The organism is Xiashengella succiniciproducens (assembly GCF_023674465.1).
Lineage (GTDB): Bacteria > Bacteroidota > Bacteroidia > Bacteroidales > Marinilabiliaceae > Geofilum > Geofilum succiniciproducens.
In genome coordinates, this window is sequence record NZ_CP098400.1 from 2,053,283 (window position 1) to 2,070,538 (window position 17,256).

At 44.6% G+C, this 17,256-nt stretch carries 14 protein-coding genes; 4 read left to right on the plus strand and 10 right to left on the minus strand.

Annotated elements, in window-relative coordinates:
• The first annotated feature begins 42 nt into the window (after positions 1-42).
• Positions 43-1,167, plus strand: a complete 1,125-nt coding sequence (locus M9189_RS08690) for a lipid II:glycine glycyltransferase FemX (RefSeq protein WP_250722403.1) — start codon at positions 43-45, stop codon at positions 1,165-1,167.
• Between the two features lie 152 nt (positions 1,168-1,319).
• Here M9189_RS08690 and M9189_RS08695 read toward each other — a convergent pair whose 3' ends face one another.
• From M9189_RS08695 to proS, 3 genes are all read right to left on the minus strand, one after another.
• Positions 1,320-1,952, minus strand: coding sequence for a peroxiredoxin (locus tag M9189_RS08695; protein WP_250722404.1), 633 nt, complete (start codon positions 1,950-1,952; stop codon positions 1,320-1,322).
• A gap of 379 nt (positions 1,953-2,331) precedes the next feature.
• Positions 2,332-3,567 carry a peptidase T gene (pepT, locus tag M9189_RS08700; protein WP_250722406.1) on the minus strand — a complete coding sequence of 412 codons (1,236 nt, stop codon included), beginning with the start codon at positions 3,565-3,567 and terminating at the stop codon, positions 2,332-2,334.
• A gap of 24 nt (positions 3,568-3,591) precedes the next feature.
• A complete protein-coding gene (gene proS / locus M9189_RS08705) occupies positions 3,592-5,067 on the minus strand; it encodes a proline--tRNA ligase (RefSeq protein ID WP_250722407.1) in 1,476 nt (491 codons plus the stop codon).
• A gap of 269 nt (positions 5,068-5,336) precedes the next feature.
• Here proS and M9189_RS08710 point away from each other — a divergent pair, with 269 nt between their 5' ends.
• From M9189_RS08710 to M9189_RS08720, 3 genes are all read left to right on the plus strand, one after another.
• Entirely contained in the window at positions 5,337-6,932 is a 1,596-nt protein-coding gene (locus M9189_RS08710; protein ID WP_250722409.1) for a hypothetical protein, read from the plus strand.
• Positions 6,933-7,029: 97 nt separating this feature from the next.
• The gene (locus tag M9189_RS08715; protein ID WP_250722411.1) at positions 7,030-8,577 is read left to right on the plus strand and encodes an OmpP1/FadL family transporter; all 1,548 of its coding nucleotides are present in this window, start codon (positions 7,030-7,032) and stop codon (positions 8,575-8,577) included.
• A 6-nt stretch (positions 8,578-8,583) separates the two neighbouring features.
• Positions 8,584-9,519: a diacylglycerol/lipid kinase family protein gene (locus M9189_RS08720; protein ID WP_250722413.1), complete on the plus strand. Its 936-nt coding sequence runs from the start codon at positions 8,584-8,586 to the stop codon at positions 9,517-9,519.
• Between the two features lie 68 nt (positions 9,520-9,587).
• Here the strand turns inward: M9189_RS08720 and cysN are convergent, their stop codons facing one another.
• From cysN to M9189_RS08755, 7 genes are all read right to left on the minus strand, one after another.
• Positions 9,588-10,865 (minus strand): sulfate adenylyltransferase subunit CysN, encoded by a 1,278-nt coding sequence (gene cysN, locus M9189_RS08725; RefSeq protein ID WP_250722414.1) that lies wholly within the window; start codon positions 10,863-10,865, stop codon positions 9,588-9,590.
• An 18-nt stretch (positions 10,866-10,883) separates the two neighbouring features.
• The gene (gene cysD / locus M9189_RS08730; RefSeq protein ID WP_250722416.1) at positions 10,884-11,789 is read right to left on the minus strand and encodes a sulfate adenylyltransferase subunit CysD; all 906 of its coding nucleotides are present in this window, start codon (positions 11,787-11,789) and stop codon (positions 10,884-10,886) included.
• Positions 11,790-12,042: 253 nt separating this feature from the next.
• Positions 12,043-12,897, minus strand: coding sequence for an enoyl-ACP reductase FabI (locus tag M9189_RS08735; protein WP_250722417.1), 855 nt, complete (start codon positions 12,895-12,897; stop codon positions 12,043-12,045).
• Between the two features lie 96 nt (positions 12,898-12,993).
• Positions 12,994-14,646: a DNA repair protein RecN gene (gene recN, locus M9189_RS08740; RefSeq protein ID WP_250722419.1), complete on the minus strand. Its 1,653-nt coding sequence runs from the start codon at positions 14,644-14,646 to the stop codon at positions 12,994-12,996.
• Positions 14,647-14,698: 52 nt separating this feature from the next.
• Entirely contained in the window at positions 14,699-15,631 is a 933-nt protein-coding gene (gene porD, locus M9189_RS08745) for a type IX secretion system protein PorD (RefSeq protein WP_250722420.1), read from the minus strand.
• Positions 15,632-15,646: 15 nt separating this feature from the next.
• Positions 15,647-16,876: a bifunctional phosphopantothenoylcysteine decarboxylase/phosphopantothenate--cysteine ligase CoaBC gene (coaBC, locus tag M9189_RS08750; RefSeq protein ID WP_250722422.1), complete on the minus strand. Its 1,230-nt coding sequence runs from the start codon at positions 16,874-16,876 to the stop codon at positions 15,647-15,649.
• A gap of 27 nt (positions 16,877-16,903) precedes the next feature.
• Positions 16,904-17,245: a DNA-directed RNA polymerase subunit omega gene (locus M9189_RS08755; RefSeq protein ID WP_250722424.1), complete on the minus strand. Its 342-nt coding sequence runs from the start codon at positions 17,243-17,245 to the stop codon at positions 16,904-16,906.
• Positions 17,246-17,256 lie beyond the last annotated feature (11 nt).

The following is a 17,256-nucleotide window of genomic DNA, read 5'->3' on the forward strand; positions in this document are numbered from 1 at the left end:
ATTCATTTCCAGGTAAATCATTATATCAACTAAGTAGAGATTATGTTATCGGATGTTTTTAAAAAGGATATTGATGAATTATACAAGACCTCTATAGTTCAACAAACAGCATTCTGGTCGATTGTAAAAAGAAAAGTCGGTCTTGATTCAATTGCCATGAATTTCAAATCAAGAAAAAGCGATTTATACAATCATATTAGTAACGACAGCACCATTAATTCAGATCTTCTGATACTTATTCAAAGGCTGAATAATACCGATAGTATCGCATACGTGCCTTATGGCCCGGAATTGGAACCGGAAGATGAGTTCCGAGGTGTGTTTTTGGAAGAATTATCTGAATGCCTACGTTCAGTCCTCCCCAAAGGCTGTTTTATGGTCAGGTACGATTTGCGTTGGGAGAGCTTTTGGTCAAAAGAAAGTTCTGTTACAAATAATCACGATAGCCTAATTTCAGAGCCTTCGATAAAGTCACAGGAAATCAGATTTAATTACAACACGGTAAACTGGAATCTACGCAAATCAGGGACCAATATACTACCTACAAACACCTTGTATCTTGACTTACAATCGGAGTTTGATACAATAATGTCGAGGATGAAACCCAAGACCAGGTACAATATAAAACTCTCCCAACGAAAAGGTGTTGCTGTTAGAATTGCTGACTTATGCGATTTAGACATTTGGTACAGGTTATATACTGAAACAGCTAACAGAAATGGCATCTACCTTAATGATATCAAGTACTTTGAAGCAATTCTAACAGCCAAAGCAGATAAAACCAAATCACCCGCGGAAGTATATTACCTGATAGCGGAAGTTGACAACGTACCATTGGCAGCAATGTTCTTAATAATATCAGGCAATCGTAGTTCTTATTTATACGGGGCATCCTCAAGCTCAAACAGAAACTTTATGGCTACTTATGCTCTGCAATGGCATGCAATAAGGCTGTCAAAGGAAAAGGGATGTAAGGAGTACGATATGTTTGGAATCTCACCAAACAATGACGCAAGCCATCCTCTTTATGGCTTATTTAAGTTTAAAACAGGATTTGGCGGAGAACTGTATCAAAGTTTGGGATGTTGGGATTATCCTTTCGACGAGGAAAAATATAACATCTTCAAAAATGTCGAAAGGAGGAATCAAGGCTATCACATAAATTAAATACAACAGACTAACAAGCGGTATACCAGCATTGGATCCGAGTAATACAGGATGGTCGGCTTTAGAAGGAAACCCTGAGAAAAAAAAGGGCTGTCACCCGGAGGTGACAACCCAAACAGCTACGAGTTGGAATTCTCTATCGTGCTTGTTTCTTAGTTCTTACCAAGATATTCTGAGATGCCTTCCTGAGTGGCCTTCAGACCTTCAGAACCCTTGTGCCAGTTTGCTGGGCAAACCTCACCGTTTTCTTCGAAGAATTGAAGAGCGTCCACCATACGCAGAGCTTCGTCAACGCTACGGCCAAGAGGCATATCATTAACTACCTGATGACGAACGATACCATTCTTGTCAATCAGGAACAAGCCACGGTAAGCAGCTGGCTCACCATTGAAGATCATTGCTCCTTCTTCGTTGTAGTCATATTCACCTGCCAACACATCGTATGCATCTGCAATGGTCATGGCTCCGTCGGCTACCAATGGGAACTTAACACCCTTGATACCACCTTCTTTCTTTTCGGTTTGCAGCCACTTCCAGTGAGAGAATTCTGAGTCTGTTGAACAAGCAACTACTGCTACGTTACGGCTTTCAAACTCAGCAATCTTGTCCTGGAATGCGATGATCTCAGTAGGACATACAAAGGTGAAATCTTTTGGATAAAAGAAGAATACTACATACTTCTTACCAATATACTGGTCGAGTGAGAAATTCTCAACGATCTCACCGCCGTTGATAACTGCCTTAGCCATAAAGGAAGGCGCTTTCTTACCAACTAAAACTGCCATACTTTTAATTTTTTAGATGAATTATAATTAATATAACTGAATTACTACCGATTGTTAATCTATATCAGTGCTTCACGAACAAAATTACGCAATGTTTTCGAGCCCCCAAGAAATAGTGGTATTTAATTGCCTAAATAAAACTGATAGAATATAACTGGAATTTATACCTCAATGCTAAGGTGCTTATGCCTTGTATAGTAAGGTGTGCATGTTCATAAGCCTTTCAGGCCATAAAGGGTAGCTTATACATTACAGCATCAGGCAACAGATGGTCTCGGGTAGCAGATTATACCAGGACAAATCACGCTAACCATGGGAGACTATCTGAAGGCAGACTTTCTTCTATGCATCAGAAATACCTGAGGCGGGCCAAAAACCCTTATTCAGAAGTCCCCTTACTCTCGATAAGTTGTACAAGCTGAAGGATTACCTGTGTGGCCTTCTCCATGCTTTGGATTGGAATAAACTCGAAGCGTCCGTGGAAGTTGTGCCCACCTGCAAAGATATTTGGACAGGGCAGTCCCATGTAAGATAGTCTTGCTCCGTCAGTTCCACCTCTGATAGGCACTATACGGGCTTCAACATCCGACTTCAACATAGCCTCTGCAGCCAGGTCAATGATGTACATTACAGGCTCGATCTTCTCGCGCATATTGTAGTACTGATCACGGATGTCAAGTACTACGGTACCTTCACCAAATTCTGCATTAACCTTGTTGACAAGGTGCTGCATTTCCTTCTTGCGCATTTCAAACCTATCCCTGTCGAAGTCCCTTATGATAAAGGTAAGTTCGGTTCTCTCTACATCCCCGTTGAATGAATTGAGGTGATAGAAACCTTCATAGCCTTCGGTATGCTCGGGAGTCTCATGTCTTGGAAGCATCGTAATAAGCTGGTTGGCTATCCTTATTGAGTTGCGCATCTTGCCCTTGGCATAGCCAGGATGGACGTTGCGGCCAAAGATTGTAATCTGAGCTACAGCAGCGTTGAAGTTCTCGTACTCCAATTCACCAATCTCACCACCATCAATAGTATAGGCAAAGTCAGCTCCAAATCCTTTTACATCAAAGTGATCAGCCCCCTGTCCTATTTCCTCATCGGGAGTAAAGCAAATCCTGATTTTGCCGTGCTTGATATGAGGATTCCTTATAAGGTATTCCATTGCTGTCACAACTTCGGCAATGCCTGCCTTATCGTCGGCTCCAAGTAGAGTATGACCATTGGTAGTAATAATATCCTGGCCTACATAGTGCAGCAATTCTGGAAAATCCTCCGGCTTAAGATAAATGCCATCTTCGGCATCAAGCGCAATATCGCCACCCTCGTAATTCCTGACAATATTGGGCTTGACGTGCTTACCGCTAAAATCAGGGCTTGTATCGAGGTGAGCAATAAAACCAACGACGGGCACGTCATGATTGGTATTTGACGGCAGGGTAGCCGTCAAATAACCATTATCATCAAGTTTAACCTCTGACAAGCCGATGCGTTTTAGTTCGTCAGCCAGATGTCTGGCAAAGAACATTTGTCCCGGAGTACTAGGTGTTAACCCGGTGTTTTCATCAGACTGAGTATCAAATGATACGTACTCTAAAAAACGCTCTACAAGTGTCATATGGCTAAACAATTAAATCCATTTCTAATATGCACGTGCAAACAGAACCCTACGTGCGGAGGGTTTACCTGTCACCATACATTTACCTGGTTCAACTGGTCCTTCGAGAGGTATGCACCTTATGGTGGCCTTGGTCTCGTTCTTGATCAACTCTTCAGTCTCGCTGGTACCATCCCAGTGGCAGAGGAAGAAGCCGCCCTTTTCGTCAAGCAGTCTCTTAAATTCCTCATAGTCATCAACCACAGTGGTATTGGCTTCGCGGTAGGCATAGGCCTTCCTGAAGATATTGCTTTGGATGTCGTTAAGCAGGACTTTAACCTGATCAGCTATACCGGCCATGGGAACGACCTCCTTGGTCAGCGTATCCCTTCGTGCCATTTCCAGAGTCTGATTTTCGATATCTCTTGGACCGATTGCAAGACGGACGGGAACTCCCTTGAGTTCGTACTCTGCAAACTTCCATCCGGGCTTCTTGGTATCGTCGTTGTCGTACTTGTAAGAGATGCCCAGAGCTTTGAGTTCAGCACATATCTTTGCAGCCACCTCATTGATCTGAGCCAGCTGTTCGTCGTTCTTGTAGATAGGAACAATAGCAACCTGGACAGGTGCAAGTTTCGGAGGCAGCACCAGACCATGGTCGTCAGAGTGAGACATTATAAGCGCTCCCATCAGACGGGTTGATACACCCCATGAAGTAGCCCAGACATAATCAAGCTTACCTTCCTTGTTGGTAAACTGTACATCGAAGGCCTTAGCAAAATTTTGACCCAGGAAGTGAGAAGTACCTGATTGCAGAGCCTTACCATCCTGCATCAAGGCCTCCATAGTCATAGTTTCAAGTGCACCGGCAAAACGCTCATTTGCAGTCTTGTAACCCTTGACAACCGGCATGGCCATCCACTCTTCTGCAAAGCGGGCATAGACATTTAGCATAGTCTCAGTTTCCTCTATTGCTTCCTCCTTAGTGGCATGAGCAGTGTGACCTTCCTGCCAGAGAAACTCAGCAGTACGCAGGAAGAGACGGGTACGCATTTCCCAACGAACCACATTGGCCCACTGGTTTAGCTTAATAGGCAGGTCACGGTATGATTGAATCCAGTTACGGTAAGTATTCCAGATAATTGTTTCCGAAGTAGGCCTGACAATCAGCTCCTCTTCAAGTTTGGCCTCAGGATCTACAATAACGCCCTTGCCGTCAGGATCATTCTTAAGACGGTAATGAGTCACCACGGCGCACTCTTTTGCAAAACCTTCAACGTGGTTAGCTTCCTTGCTGAAGAAGGATTTTGGAATAAAGAGCGGAAAGTAAGCATTGGTGTGACCGGTTTCCTTAAACATATCATCCAGTGCCCTCTGCATCTTTTCCCATATCGAATAACCGTAAGGCTTTATCACCATGCAACCTCTTACAGCCGAATACTCGGCAAGGTCGGCCTTGATGACCAGGTCATTGTACCACTGCGAATAACTTTCGGAGCGACTTGTCAATTCTTTTGCCATATAAACTGAACTATTATTTAATCTGTAAACTATTTCAGGGAAATTGCGTAAACGTCCTCTGGGACATTTACGTTTTAAACCTCCAAAAATAGAAATATTTCAGGATTATTCCCGAAAACAAGGGCGCTTTTGACGGAAAAGTCTTACTTTCATCATACTAAAACTCTACCCTGAAAAAAGCTCAGAAAGCCTTTGATTTTTATTAATTTATAATGGTTTTTGGTATGTAATTTGCTGTTATACTAAAAAACCAACGAGGAGGACTAATCATGAAAGCAAGACTAGTTTTATCTGCAATGAGCCTGCTGATGTTGATTGGAGCATGTGGTACAGGAAGAGTGGCAGGCCCCGGCGTCTATTACGACGACGTGTATTATGTTCCTGGTCAAAGTCGTGAGAATAACTATGACGCATTTGACCCTGTGCCTACTCTGACCAGAGAGGAACAAAAGGCGGAAAGCAGGGCCCTTGCTGCTCAGCAAAGGGAGTATGAGAGAAATCGTGGTGCTTATTATGAAGACACAAGGGATTTCTCACAGATCCAGAATGAATATGCATCTGTTTTGAAAGATGAGAACATTCAGAATACTGATACATTGATCTACTATAACGATGAGACCGGTTATTGGGTAAATGGATTCAATGGTTCTGATTTTGACAGGAGCTATGCCGAAAGGTTAATCCGCTTCCATGGACCGGCAATTCGTATTCCATATTACTCTCCTCTATACAGTGAGATAGTCTATTTTAACAGCTATGACTGGAATGTGTATGTTGATGGTCACTATGCCTATGCAGTTCCAACATGGACTAATCGTTGGTATGATTATTATTACTTTGACAGATTTCATTACGGTACTTATTATACCTATGGTAATTACCCATATGCATTCTATGGCTGGGGATCACCATTTTCAAGATGGAGCTTTGGTTTGCATGGATACTATAACGGCTTCTATTCAAGGTACGACTTTTATGACCCATGGTATTACTACAGCAAACTTTATTACAAACCAAACTATTACTTTAGACCCGGCAATTATGTATCCGGTCCCCGTAAGGACAGCAACATTGCTACTAGGCCGAGTACAACTGATGAAAGAGGTCTTCGTGGTGAAACAAGAACTCAGGGTGACATAAGATCAACCACACCAAGGTCATTGAGAAACGATGAACCCAGAAGCCTCAGGTCTGAAGCAGACGGTAGCCTAAGAAGCGGAAGCACTGTTACTGATGCCGGAGCACGCAGAGCCAGCGAAGAAGCTGCTTCAAGAGGTGGACAAAGCACTGTCAAGAGCGGACAGACAACAGGGTCAGAAAGTGGACAGGCCACTCCAACCAGGAGAAGTTATACAACTCCGACCTATTCACAAGGGGATAATACAAGCCGTCCGGTTTACAACAGAGCTTCCTATACAAGGGTAAGCAATGCACCTCGTCCTGCACAAACTACCGGAACTGTTCAGTCAGGTACTGAAGGTTCAACAAGGAGTGTACAGCAAAGCAGTACAACTATCGGTACGCCAAGAACTGCAACACAACCATCTGCTACACCAAAGAGCGGTAGTACTGCAGTGTATCAACGTGGTTCTTCAACCTCAGCTCCATCTAGAAGCTCATCTGGAAGCAGCTACTCAACACCTAGTCGTAGTTCATCATCATATAGTGGCAGCAGATCAGGTGGTAGTTCTTCAGGTGGCAGTTATTCTGCACCATCAAGAAGCAGTTCTTCAGGCAGCTCATCAGGAAGCAGCTACTCAACACCTAGTCGTAGTTCATCATCATATAGTGGCAGCAGATCAGGTGGTAGTTCTTCAGGTGGCAGTTCTTCAGGTGGAGCTACACGTAGCGGCGGCAGAAGATAATCAGGTCCTCCAATAGCAGATAGAGCAGTTATAACAATAAGTCTCCGGTGTCGCAGAACACCGGAGCCAGATGTGACACTCATTAATTGAAATGATCATGAAGAAGTTGATTCTCACACTAAGCATATTCTCGGCAGCAGGGTTGACGATGGCACAGGCACCTGATGACGCCCTTCGCCTTTCGCTAAACAGGCCTATAGGTACTGCACGAAGTCTTTCTCTAAGCAATGCAGCAGGCGCCCTGGGAGGCGACTATACCAGTATCGGTATCAACCCGGCCGGTGTAGCTGTTTACCGCTCCAGTGAATTTAACTTCACCCCCTCTTTGACAATCAATAATACAAACAGTAACTATTACGGGTATTCAGCAGATGATGACAAGATAAGTTTTCCCTTACAACAGATTGGTTTTGTAGGAACTTACAGGCCTATGAGGGAAGTGACCAGTGGACTGGTAAGCAGCCACTTCTCGATTGGGTATCAGCGAACTGCAGACTTCAACCGCAGGTCCTTTATACAGGCTTATAAAGTACCTTCTTCTCTGCTTGATGAGATAGTATATCAGGCAGACGGTCTGAGTCCAAATGAGATGTATAGTTTTCCACGCATTAGGGTGATGTACGATTCATACCTGATAGATCCGCTGGATGAAGATGTCTATGACGACCACGATTTGCCAACCGGATACTACCATGCTTTCGAAGAACTCGACGAAAACGGTCAGCCCATCTGGGGTCTTCCTGAGGGGCTAAATCAGAAGAGACTGATCACTGAGAGCGGAAGTGCTGGTGAGTTTCATATTGCAGGTGGTTTAAACTTCAGCAACAAGGTTTACATCGGTGGTCTGATAGGTATCGCAGTAGAAAACTACAAAAGGACTATCAGCCATGTTGAAGTGGTCAATACTGCAAATAACAACTGGAACTACCTATTCAATTACGAACTCAACGATCATCTGACAAGTTCATCAGTTGGCGTCAACCTCAAGGTGGGTGTTATCTATAAACCTGTTGATCCGGTTCGTCTAGGATTTTCATTCCACTCTCCAACATTGTATTCTGTTGACGAAGAGGCTTACTACAAGGTTACCCCTCAGAGTGGTTATACAGAAGAAGGGAGTTTCAGGAGTGACATACAGGAATACTCTTATAATTTCAGAACTCCTTACAAGGCTAATGCGAGTGCAGCCTTTGTAATATCAAATAAGGGGCTGGTAAGCGTTGACTATGAGTTTACCGACTATGATGCAATGCGTTTCAAAGACAGGTCCACATCCTCGGCAGATAATACCAGCTATTACAACGACCTGAACAATGATCTAAAGAAATTTTTCAAGCCGTCACACAGTGTGAGGCTTGGTGCAGAGTTCAGACCAGCAGAGGTAATCTCTCTAAGGGGTGGTTTTTCCTGGACCCAGAACCCATATAGTTCGTATCTCCAAAATAAAACTGAGCTCATGACCTACTCCTTTGGTGTTGGCTACCGTATGAACAATATGTATATAGACTTAGGATATATGCTGCGCGATCAAGACTATGACTACTCACTGTATTACTCAGGTTTTGTTGCCGATGAGTACCAGAAAATGGCAAAGATGAAAAACAAGGATCACATTGTTGCAGTTACTCTAGGCTGGAGGTTTTAATTTGATATGAAGAGGATATTGTTTATAATCAACCCGGTATCGGGTATTGGCAGGCAAAAGAGTATTGAGGAGTACATAAATGCCGGCATTGACCGCAAGACAGGGCAATACGAAATAGCTTACACACAGCATAAGGGACACGCCTTTGAGATTAGTACTGAAGCAGCCGGTAAATACGATATAGTGGTTGCCGTAGGTGGAGACGGGACCGTGAATGAGACAGGTCGCGGTCTGATAGGTAGCGAAACTGCATTGGGTATCATTCCGACTGGTTCAGGCAACGGATTGGCCCGTCATATGGAGATTCCATTTCGTATAGCAAATGCTGTAAAGGCATTGAACAACCCTGTGATTACTCCCATTGATGTAATCTCAATGAACGGATACTATGCGCTCAATATGGCAGGTATAGGCTTTGATGCGCATATCAGCCACAAGTTTGCTACAAGGCGTAACCGTGGTCCCCTTGCCTATATGCAGCTTATCACAAGAGAGTTTTCCAAGTACAAAGCCTGCCGTTATAAGATGACAATCGACGGGCATAGCAAGGAACTGGAGGCCTTTCTGATCAGTTTTGCAAACTCTACTCAGTATGGCAACAACATCCATATTGCACCTCAGGCCAAGGTTGACGACGGCCTGATAGATATCTGCCTTATCAGGGAGTTTCCCAAATACACTGCTCCTGCACTGCTCTTCAGCATGATAGATATGAGCATTGACCAGAATAAATACGACTCTATTATCAAGGCTCCTCATGTAAGCATTGAGTACCATGAAGACTTGCAGGGACACGTGGATGGTGAACCGGTAATGCTAGGCAAACAGGTCGAGGTAGGCATTATTCCGCTAGCTATTAAGGTTGCAGCACCACCACAGGAGCTAAGACAAACGCAGAATATCCTTACTCCGCTTATCGAGTTGCTTCCGGGGATGTCCTAAAAAACCGGGAGGTGAAATACACCTGCCCGGCTTCGGATCTGGAGGTTAACAAATAAAAGGCTTAGGTTTTAAATAATCATTCCCGCAGCTACGGTTTCATTAGTCCCTTCGTCAATCAGTATTACACTTCCTGTGATACGGTTGGTCTTGTAAGAATCAACAAACAAAGGTTTTGTAGTGCGTATTGAGATACGGGCTATATCGTTCATTTTTATCGTCAGGTCATCCTGGTTCTTCTCAAGGTTGCTGATATCCATCTTGTACTTTACTTCCCTTATCATGCAACGAACATCGGCACTTGTGTGCTTGAGTGCATATTTACCGCCGGGAACAAGTGGGCGCTCGTTAAACCAACAGATCATCATATCAAGATCCTGCTCCACACGCGGGGCTGTGCCATTTGACTCCTTTATAATCATATCGCCGCGGCTGATATCTATGTCGTCCTCGAGGGTGATGGCTACTGATTGCGGAGCAAAAGCTTTGTCGAGATTTGCCGCTTCGAGGTTAATACCCTGAACCCTGGATGAGAATCCTGAGGGCAGTACGGTAATCCTGTCACCTACTGAGATTACTCCGCTGGCTATGCGTCCTGCATATCCACGATAGTCTGGCCATTCCTTTGACTGAGGACGGATAACAAACTGCACAGGAAAACGGAAGTCCTCCTTGTTGATATCACTACCGATATGGATATTCTCAAGAATATAAAGAAGGGTCGGACCGTCGTACCATTCCATGTTGGTACTGCGAGTCACAACATTGTCACCCTCAAGCGCACTGATGGGTACAAAGCGCACGTCCCTTACAGTAAGTTTTGAAGCTATAGTTTCAAAATCCTTCTTAATATCGGAGAAGACCTCCTCCCTGTAATCGACAAGGTCCATCTTGTTAACACAGATAATAAGGTGGGGTATCTGAAGCAGAGAGGCTATATAGGCATGACGTCGGGTTTGCTCCAGTACACCCTTGCGGGCATCTATAAGGATTATTGCTGCATTTGCAGTACTGGCCCCGGTCACCATATTACGGGTGTACTGTATATGTCCTGGGGTATCGGCAATAATAAACTTCCTTTTGGGAGTGGCAAAATATCTATAAGCAACGTCAATAGTAATACCTTGTTCCCTTTCTGCCCTAAGTCCGTCTGTCAATAGGGCCAGGTTTACTTGTTCGCCCCCTGCCTTCTTACTGGCTCTTTCAATAGCTTCAAGCTGGTCCTCAAAGATTGCCTTTGAGTCGTACAGGAGTCGGCCGATAAGAGTACTTTTGCCGTCGTCAACACTGCCTGCCGTAGTAAAGCGCAGCAGCTCCATATTTAAATAACCGGTATCTTTTCCGCTCATAACAGTCGATTGAATAAATTAGAAATAACCCTCCCTCTTACGGTCCTCCATGGCTGCATCCGAACGCTTGTCGTCAGCTCGCCCTCCACGTTCAGTTACCCTTGATGCGGCAACCTCCTGTATAATGTCCTCAAGAGTGTTGGCGGTCGAGAGAGTCAGTCCGGTACATGTAATATCACCTATGGTACGGCACCTAACATTCATCTCACGAGCTACCTCTGTATCCCTAAGTTTCATAAAGGGAGCAGTAGCCATAATTACACCATCACGTTCAAAGACCTCCCTCTTGTGAGTGAAGTAGAGTGAAGGAAGTTGAATTCCTTCACGATAGATATATTGCCAAACGTCCATTTCGGTCCAGTTGCTTATTGGGAAGACCCTGAAGTGCTCACCAATATTCTTGCGGCCATTAAACAGATTCCATAGTTCAGGACGCTGATTCTTTGGGTCCCATTGACCAAACTCATCTCTGTGAGAGAAGAAGCGCTCCTTGGCCCTTGCCTTTTCCTCATCACGACGTCCGCCACCCATGGCAGCATCGCATTTGAGTTCCTCAAGAGCATCGAGCAGGGTTACTGTCTGCAGCTTGTTGCGGCTTGCATTGAAACCGGTCTCCTCAACCACACGCCCCTTGTCAATGGAATCCTGCACATAGCGCACAAGACAGGTGGCACCGTATTTCTCCATCAACCAGTCTCTATATTCCAGCGTTTCTGGGAAATTGTGGCCCGTATCAATATGAAGCAAGGAGAAAGGCAGCTTTGCCGGATAAAAAGCCTTTATTGCCAGGTGAAACATCACTATCGAATCCTTGCCTCCTGAGAAGAGCATAAGGGGATTCTCAAACTGAGCAGCCACCTCGCGAATCACGAATATTGACTCTGCTTCCAGTTCATCCAAATGATTGATTTGATACTTATCCATGCGGTCGGTTTTTCAGAAAGACAAATCAAAAGCAAAAAACCATTGATTTGTAATAAATACAACGCAAATTTAAGCCCTTTTGTAACAATATGAAAATTTGAGACATGGGTCAATAAAAAAAGCCGCCCAAAATAGGCGGCTTTTTTTATTATTGTATTTCAATACTTTAACCCTAATTACACGAAATTACCCTAGCTGTTTAGCAGGAATAAAGTCTTGATTAGTGTCAAAATTCAGTATTAATACGCATGTATCAAATCTCTGAACCATCTTCTGCAAGTTCCTCTGGATCAAAGCTTTTGTTGTATTGATCCATAGCCCTGAGACTCATACCCATGCTTGAGAATCCACCGTCGTTGAAGAGGTTTTGCATGGTAACCTTCCTCGTGTAGTCAGAGAACATAGTGACGCAGTACTTAGCGCAGTCAAGGGCATCAGCATTGCCTAGCGGCGACATACGGTCAGAGAAGTCAATAAGGCTGTTGATTCCCTTAACCCCGCTACCAGCCGTTGTGATGGTTGGTGACTGGCTTATTGTATTAATTCTAACCTTCTTCTCACGTCCATAGATGTATCCAAAGCTACGTGCTATTGATTCAAGCAGGGCCTTGGCATCTGCCATATCATTATAGCCATAAAGCGTACGCTGAGCTGCAACGTATGATAGGGCTACGATAGAACCCCACTCGTTAATTGCATCCAACTTGTAGGCTGTCTGAATCATCTTATGAAAAGAGATGGCTGAAATGTCAAGTGTCTTTGACAGGAAGTTGTAGTCAAGGTCGTTGTACACACGTTTCTTACGTACGTTGAGTGACATACCTATTGAGTGCAGAACAAAGTCGATCTTACCACCGAGAACTTCCATTGAAGTCTTGAATACATTCTCAAGATCCTCTACATTGGTGGCATCGGCTGGGATTAGTTCAGAACCGGTCTTCTTTGCCAATTCGACTACATTACCCATTCTGCAAGCAATGTGGGTGTTGGAAAGTGTAAATATTGCACCTTCTTCGTGTGCAAGTTCTGCTACCTTCCATGCTATTGACATGTCATTCAGGGCACCGAAAATTATACCCCTCTTACCTTTTAATAGATTACATCCCATTTTTTTCAGTTTAATTTTGAGGCAACAAATATAAGGCTTATTACTCCAGATATAAAGAGTAAAAAGGTAATAGTGTTTAATCAGTCTTGTTAAGAATTAGCTCATGAGGTCTCTCGCATTGATAAGAGCCGCCTCTGAAAGCTCTGATCCACTGAGCATTCCGGCAATTTCAAGTACTCTTTCTTCGCTGTTAAGTTTTTTAATTTCTGAGACCGTAAGTTTGTCGGTATCGCGCTTGCTAACCTTTAAGTGGGAGATGCCTTTAGCGGCTATCTGAGGTAGGTGTGTTATACTGATAACCTGTATGTTACGGCCCATTTCTTTCATTATACGGCCCATACGGTCGGCTATCTCGCCCGACACACCAGTATCTATTTCATCGAAAATTATAGTAGCCAGTCCTTTGGCTGTTGACAACAGGGCCTTTATGCAAAGCATCAGCCTTGACATTTCACCTCCCGAAGCCACCTTGGGAATTTCACATAGTTCACCGTTTTTGTTTGCCGAAAACAAAAACTGTATCACATCCCTGCCATCCTCGCGGTAATCGTCCGCTTCACGGCAATCAACCAAGAATCGTGCATTCGGCATTCCAAGCTCCGCCAGATTTGACACTATATGCTTTTCAAGTGTTTCAAACACCCCACGACGGCTCTGCGCAAGTACGTCAGCTGCTTTATCAAGCCTTGACTTGCTTTCGGCAATTTTATAATCCAGTTTTTCAATCTCCTCGTCAAATGCATCGAGGGCATTCAGCTTGTCCTGCAGTTCATTGAGGATGGCAATAAGTTCGCCAACACTGCCAACCCTATGCTTTTGCTGAAGGGAATAGATCAGATCCAGTCTATCACGAACAAAGCTTAACCTTTGCGGGTCAAATTCAAGGTCAGCAGCAATCCTGCTAAGCCCGGAAGTGATATCCCTTAATTCTATTAATACTGATCTGAGCCTTTCTGCAAGTTCCCTCCCCCCCGTCAGCCATGACTCTATCTTCTCAATCTCGGTCTGAACCATGTAGAGTCTGTCATTTACAGGAGATTCACCCGAACTGAGCAGTCCATCAGCCAGGGTCAGTGCACTTCTGATCTCTTCTATGTGGATCAGTTGTTCCAGTTCCTTCTCAAGCTCTTCCTGCTCACCATCAACCAGACGGGCCTCACTCAGCTGTTGCACCTGGAAATCCCAGTAATCGCGGTCAGAACTTTGTTTCTCGTTAAGTTCTATCAACTTGTCCCTCTCCTTTTGAAGGTGTCTGTAGTTGTGATACTCCTGACGATATGCAGCTCGTTCGGCTTCATTTGCTGCAACATTGTCAACAACTGCAAGCTGGAACTTAAAGTCCCCAAGCAGTAGGTTCTGGTGCTGGGAGTGAATATCTATTAGTCGCTCGCAAAGATTCTTGAGAAACTGCAGGGTAACGGGGGTATCGTTTACAAAAGCCCTTGACTTACCCTCAGGAAGGATTTCCCTTCTTATATAGGTTTTAGTGTCAAAATCTACGTCTTCTGTTTTGAAGAGCTCTTCCAATCCATAATCTGCTATATCGAAGCCTGCCTCAACAACGCACTTCCTCTCCTTGTCCCTGATAACTGAAGTATCGGCACGCTGTCCAAGTATCAAAGCCAGAGCTCCGAGCATAATCGATTTTCCAGCTCCGGTTTCGCCGGTTATAACGGTGAAACCTCTGTCAAATTCAATCTCTGCTGAATCAATCAGAGCATAGTTGCTTATCGAAAGATGGAATAGCATAGGTATTTCTCTTTACAGGCAAATCTAAGAAAAAATTCAAACCAAGGGGGAATCAGAACCTGTTGCCTTCCTCCTTAATCTTTTGATATTTGTCTGAATTAGATGGATCGATCTCTGTAAGAATCTCAACTGCCCTGCTCTTTTCCATCATCTGCCCACCAGAAAAGATGCTGACCAGTTCGTCGCTCTTTGCAGTAGCAAAGAGCACCATCGCAAAAGAATTGGGCCTTTGGCGTGTAACCCTGGGCAGTTGTTCTATAGCCGAAAGTATGTTTGATCTTCCCTCCTCTGGCTTTTCTGACATTCTGTCCAGTCCACGTCTGTGATACTGATAATAGCAGTTGCGTAGCGGTGTATGATATTCATTGAGCAGGTTTTCTATAAGCCAGTACCTGTTGCGCGGACTCTCGAAGGACTTCCAACCGGCTTCGCGGAAGCTCTGAGCAGTACTTACAATCTTTTCAGCTTCCCTGAAGTAAGGTGTGCCTCCCATAGGACTGAAGGTATCGTAGTCGTAGCCAATAATTACATAGGCATAGTAGGCCAGTATGGCTACAAGATTGGACTCCAGATTAGTGGGGTTAAATACCAGGGGTTCAAACTCCACATAACGGAAGTGAAGACTCTGGTCGAGGTAGTTGAGTACCGGTGAATTGAAAGATGTATTGTATATGGGACGGCGTGATTGCACCTGTATGGTGCCCTTGAACTCGTCGGAACCAATCATTTCCCTTATATTAATCAGGATGGAGCAGTCTATGCGTTCAGCTGGAGCATATTGATGTTCAGTCCACCTTTGTCCATTCATAAACTCCATTATAGCAGTCTGGAGAGTTTCGAAGACTCCGCGGTTGGTACCCTGAACGCCCGGAGCCACTACCTGCACCATACATCTCAACTCCTGAGCTCCGACTTTGTTGCAGAAGCCCGATATTGCAAGTAAAAGCAGTAATGCAGTCCTGTATATTATGCTCCTGGTCTTCATGGTGCTTGTTGTTTATCAGACAATGACGCCCTGCGGGTGTATAAGCAGGCGCTCAATATAGTTGACTATATCTGCAGCTAGTTCCACCTTGGACTTGAGAGGTAGGTCGTCGATTACCTGATCCCTTCCTATAATTGTAATTCTGTTGGTATCGACCATAAAGCCCGCACCTTGTTCTGCAAGAGAATTAAGCACAATAAAATCAAGGTTCTTACTATCGAGCTTTTTGCGGGCATTGGCCTCTTCGTCGTTTGTCTCAAGTGCAAAACCTGCAAGTATCTGTCCCGGCTTTTTGATACGGCCCAGGTCTGCAGCTATATCTGGGTTTGGTACCAGCTTGAGCACCAACTCATCTCCCGACCTTTTTATCTTTTGTTCCTCAGCTTTTGCGGGACGATAGTCACTTACTGCAGCCGACATAACAGCACCATCTGCCCCTTGAAAATGCGCAAGGCATTCCCTATGCATCTCAAGAGCTGAGTGAACATCTATACGATTGATATTGGGATTCTTTGTCTTCAGACTTACCGGGCCACAGACAAGGTCAACCAGAGCACCACGCGATGCCAGCTCCTCAGCTATTGCAAAACCCATCTTACCAGAGGAGTAGTTTCCAACAAACCTCACAGGGTCTATTGCTTCATAAGTTGGTCCTGCGCTCACAAGGAAGCGTTTGCCCGACAGTATGCCGGAACTTTCCTTAGCGGCAAAGTATGACTTAAGCCTTTCGACGATAGCCTCAGGTTCCTCCATCCTACCTTTACCCAACAATCCACTTGCAAGTTCACCAACCCCCGGTTCGATAACCTCACAACCGTATGTTTTAAGCTTTTCAATATTGTTGACCGTCGAAGGGTGGCTGAACATGTCAAGGTCCATCGCAGGGGCTATAAATACCTTACAACGTGCAGAAAGATAGGTAGCCACCAAAAGATTATCGGCCAGACCATTGACCATCTTGGCGAGTGTCGAGGCCGTGGCCGGTGCAATCAGCATGGCGTCAGCCCAGATTCCAAAATCCACATGGCTGTGCCAGGTCCCGTCGTTGGCTCCGAAAAATTCGGATAGTACTGGTTTACCTGATAAGGCCGAAAGGGTAACCGGCGTAATAAACTCCTTGCCTGCAGGGGTAATGATAACCTGTACCTCTGCTCCCTCCTTAACAAGAAGCCGGAGCAGTAATGCAGCCTTGTAGGCTGCAATGCTTCCGGTCACTCCAAGTACTATTTTCTTCCCTTTTAGCATCTTCAGGTATAGAAGTGATAAGGGGACTTATTCGGCTGATTCTGCCTTTTCGCCCTTACCGGGTTTGCGGTAATAAATCTTACCTTCGAGAAATTCCTCAACACCTATAGCAGAAGGCTTGGGCAATCTCTCATAAAAGCGTGATATTTCTATTTGCTCCCTGTTTTCAAACACCTCTTCGAGGTTGTCGGTATAGGAGGCAAACTCCTGGAGCTTACGGTTAAGCTCTTCCTTCATATCAACCCCGATCTGGTTAGCACGTCTGGCAATAATATTGATTGTCTCATAGATATTGCCTGTTTGCTCGCTTAGCTTGCGGGTGTCGTAGGTAATGGTGTTTCCCGGAGCTTTTGACTTTTTATAATCCATATCTGCAAACT

Coding starts and splice junctions, on each gene's coding strand:
- M9189_RS08690 (WP_250722403.1), top strand. CDS start 43: ATGTTATCGGATGTTTTTAAAAAGGATATTGATGAATTATACAAGACC.
- M9189_RS08695 (WP_250722404.1), bottom strand. CDS start 1,952: ATGGCAGTTTTAGTTGGTAAGAAAGCGCCTTCCTTTATGGCTAAGGCA.
- pepT (WP_250722406.1), bottom strand. CDS start 3,567: ATGACACTTGTAGAGCGTTTTTTAGAGTACGTATCATTTGATACTCAG.
- proS (WP_250722407.1), bottom strand. CDS start 5,067: ATGGCAAAAGAATTGACAAGTCGCTCCGAAAGTTATTCGCAGTGGTAC.
- M9189_RS08710 (WP_250722409.1), top strand. CDS start 5,337: ATGAAAGCAAGACTAGTTTTATCTGCAATGAGCCTGCTGATGTTGATT.
- M9189_RS08715 (WP_250722411.1), top strand. CDS start 7,030: ATGAAGAAGTTGATTCTCACACTAAGCATATTCTCGGCAGCAGGGTTG.
- M9189_RS08720 (WP_250722413.1), top strand. CDS start 8,584: ATGAAGAGGATATTGTTTATAATCAACCCGGTATCGGGTATTGGCAGG.
- cysN (WP_250722414.1), bottom strand. CDS start 10,865: ATGAGCGGAAAAGATACCGGTTATTTAAATATGGAGCTGCTGCGCTTT.
- cysD (WP_250722416.1), bottom strand. CDS start 11,789: ATGGATAAGTATCAAATCAATCATTTGGATGAACTGGAAGCAGAGTCA.
- M9189_RS08735 (WP_250722417.1), bottom strand. CDS start 12,897: ATGGGATGTAATCTATTAAAAGGTAAGAGGGGTATAATTTTCGGTGCC.
- recN (WP_250722419.1), bottom strand. CDS start 14,646: ATGCTATTCCATCTTTCGATAAGCAACTATGCTCTGATTGATTCAGCA.
- porD (WP_250722420.1), bottom strand. CDS start 15,631: ATGAAGACCAGGAGCATAATATACAGGACTGCATTACTGCTTTTACTT.
- coaBC (WP_250722422.1), bottom strand. CDS start 16,876: ATGCTAAAAGGGAAGAAAATAGTACTTGGAGTGACCGGAAGCATTGCA.
- M9189_RS08755 (WP_250722424.1), bottom strand. CDS start 17,245: ATGGATTATAAAAAGTCAAAAGCTCCGGGAAACACCATTACCTACGAC.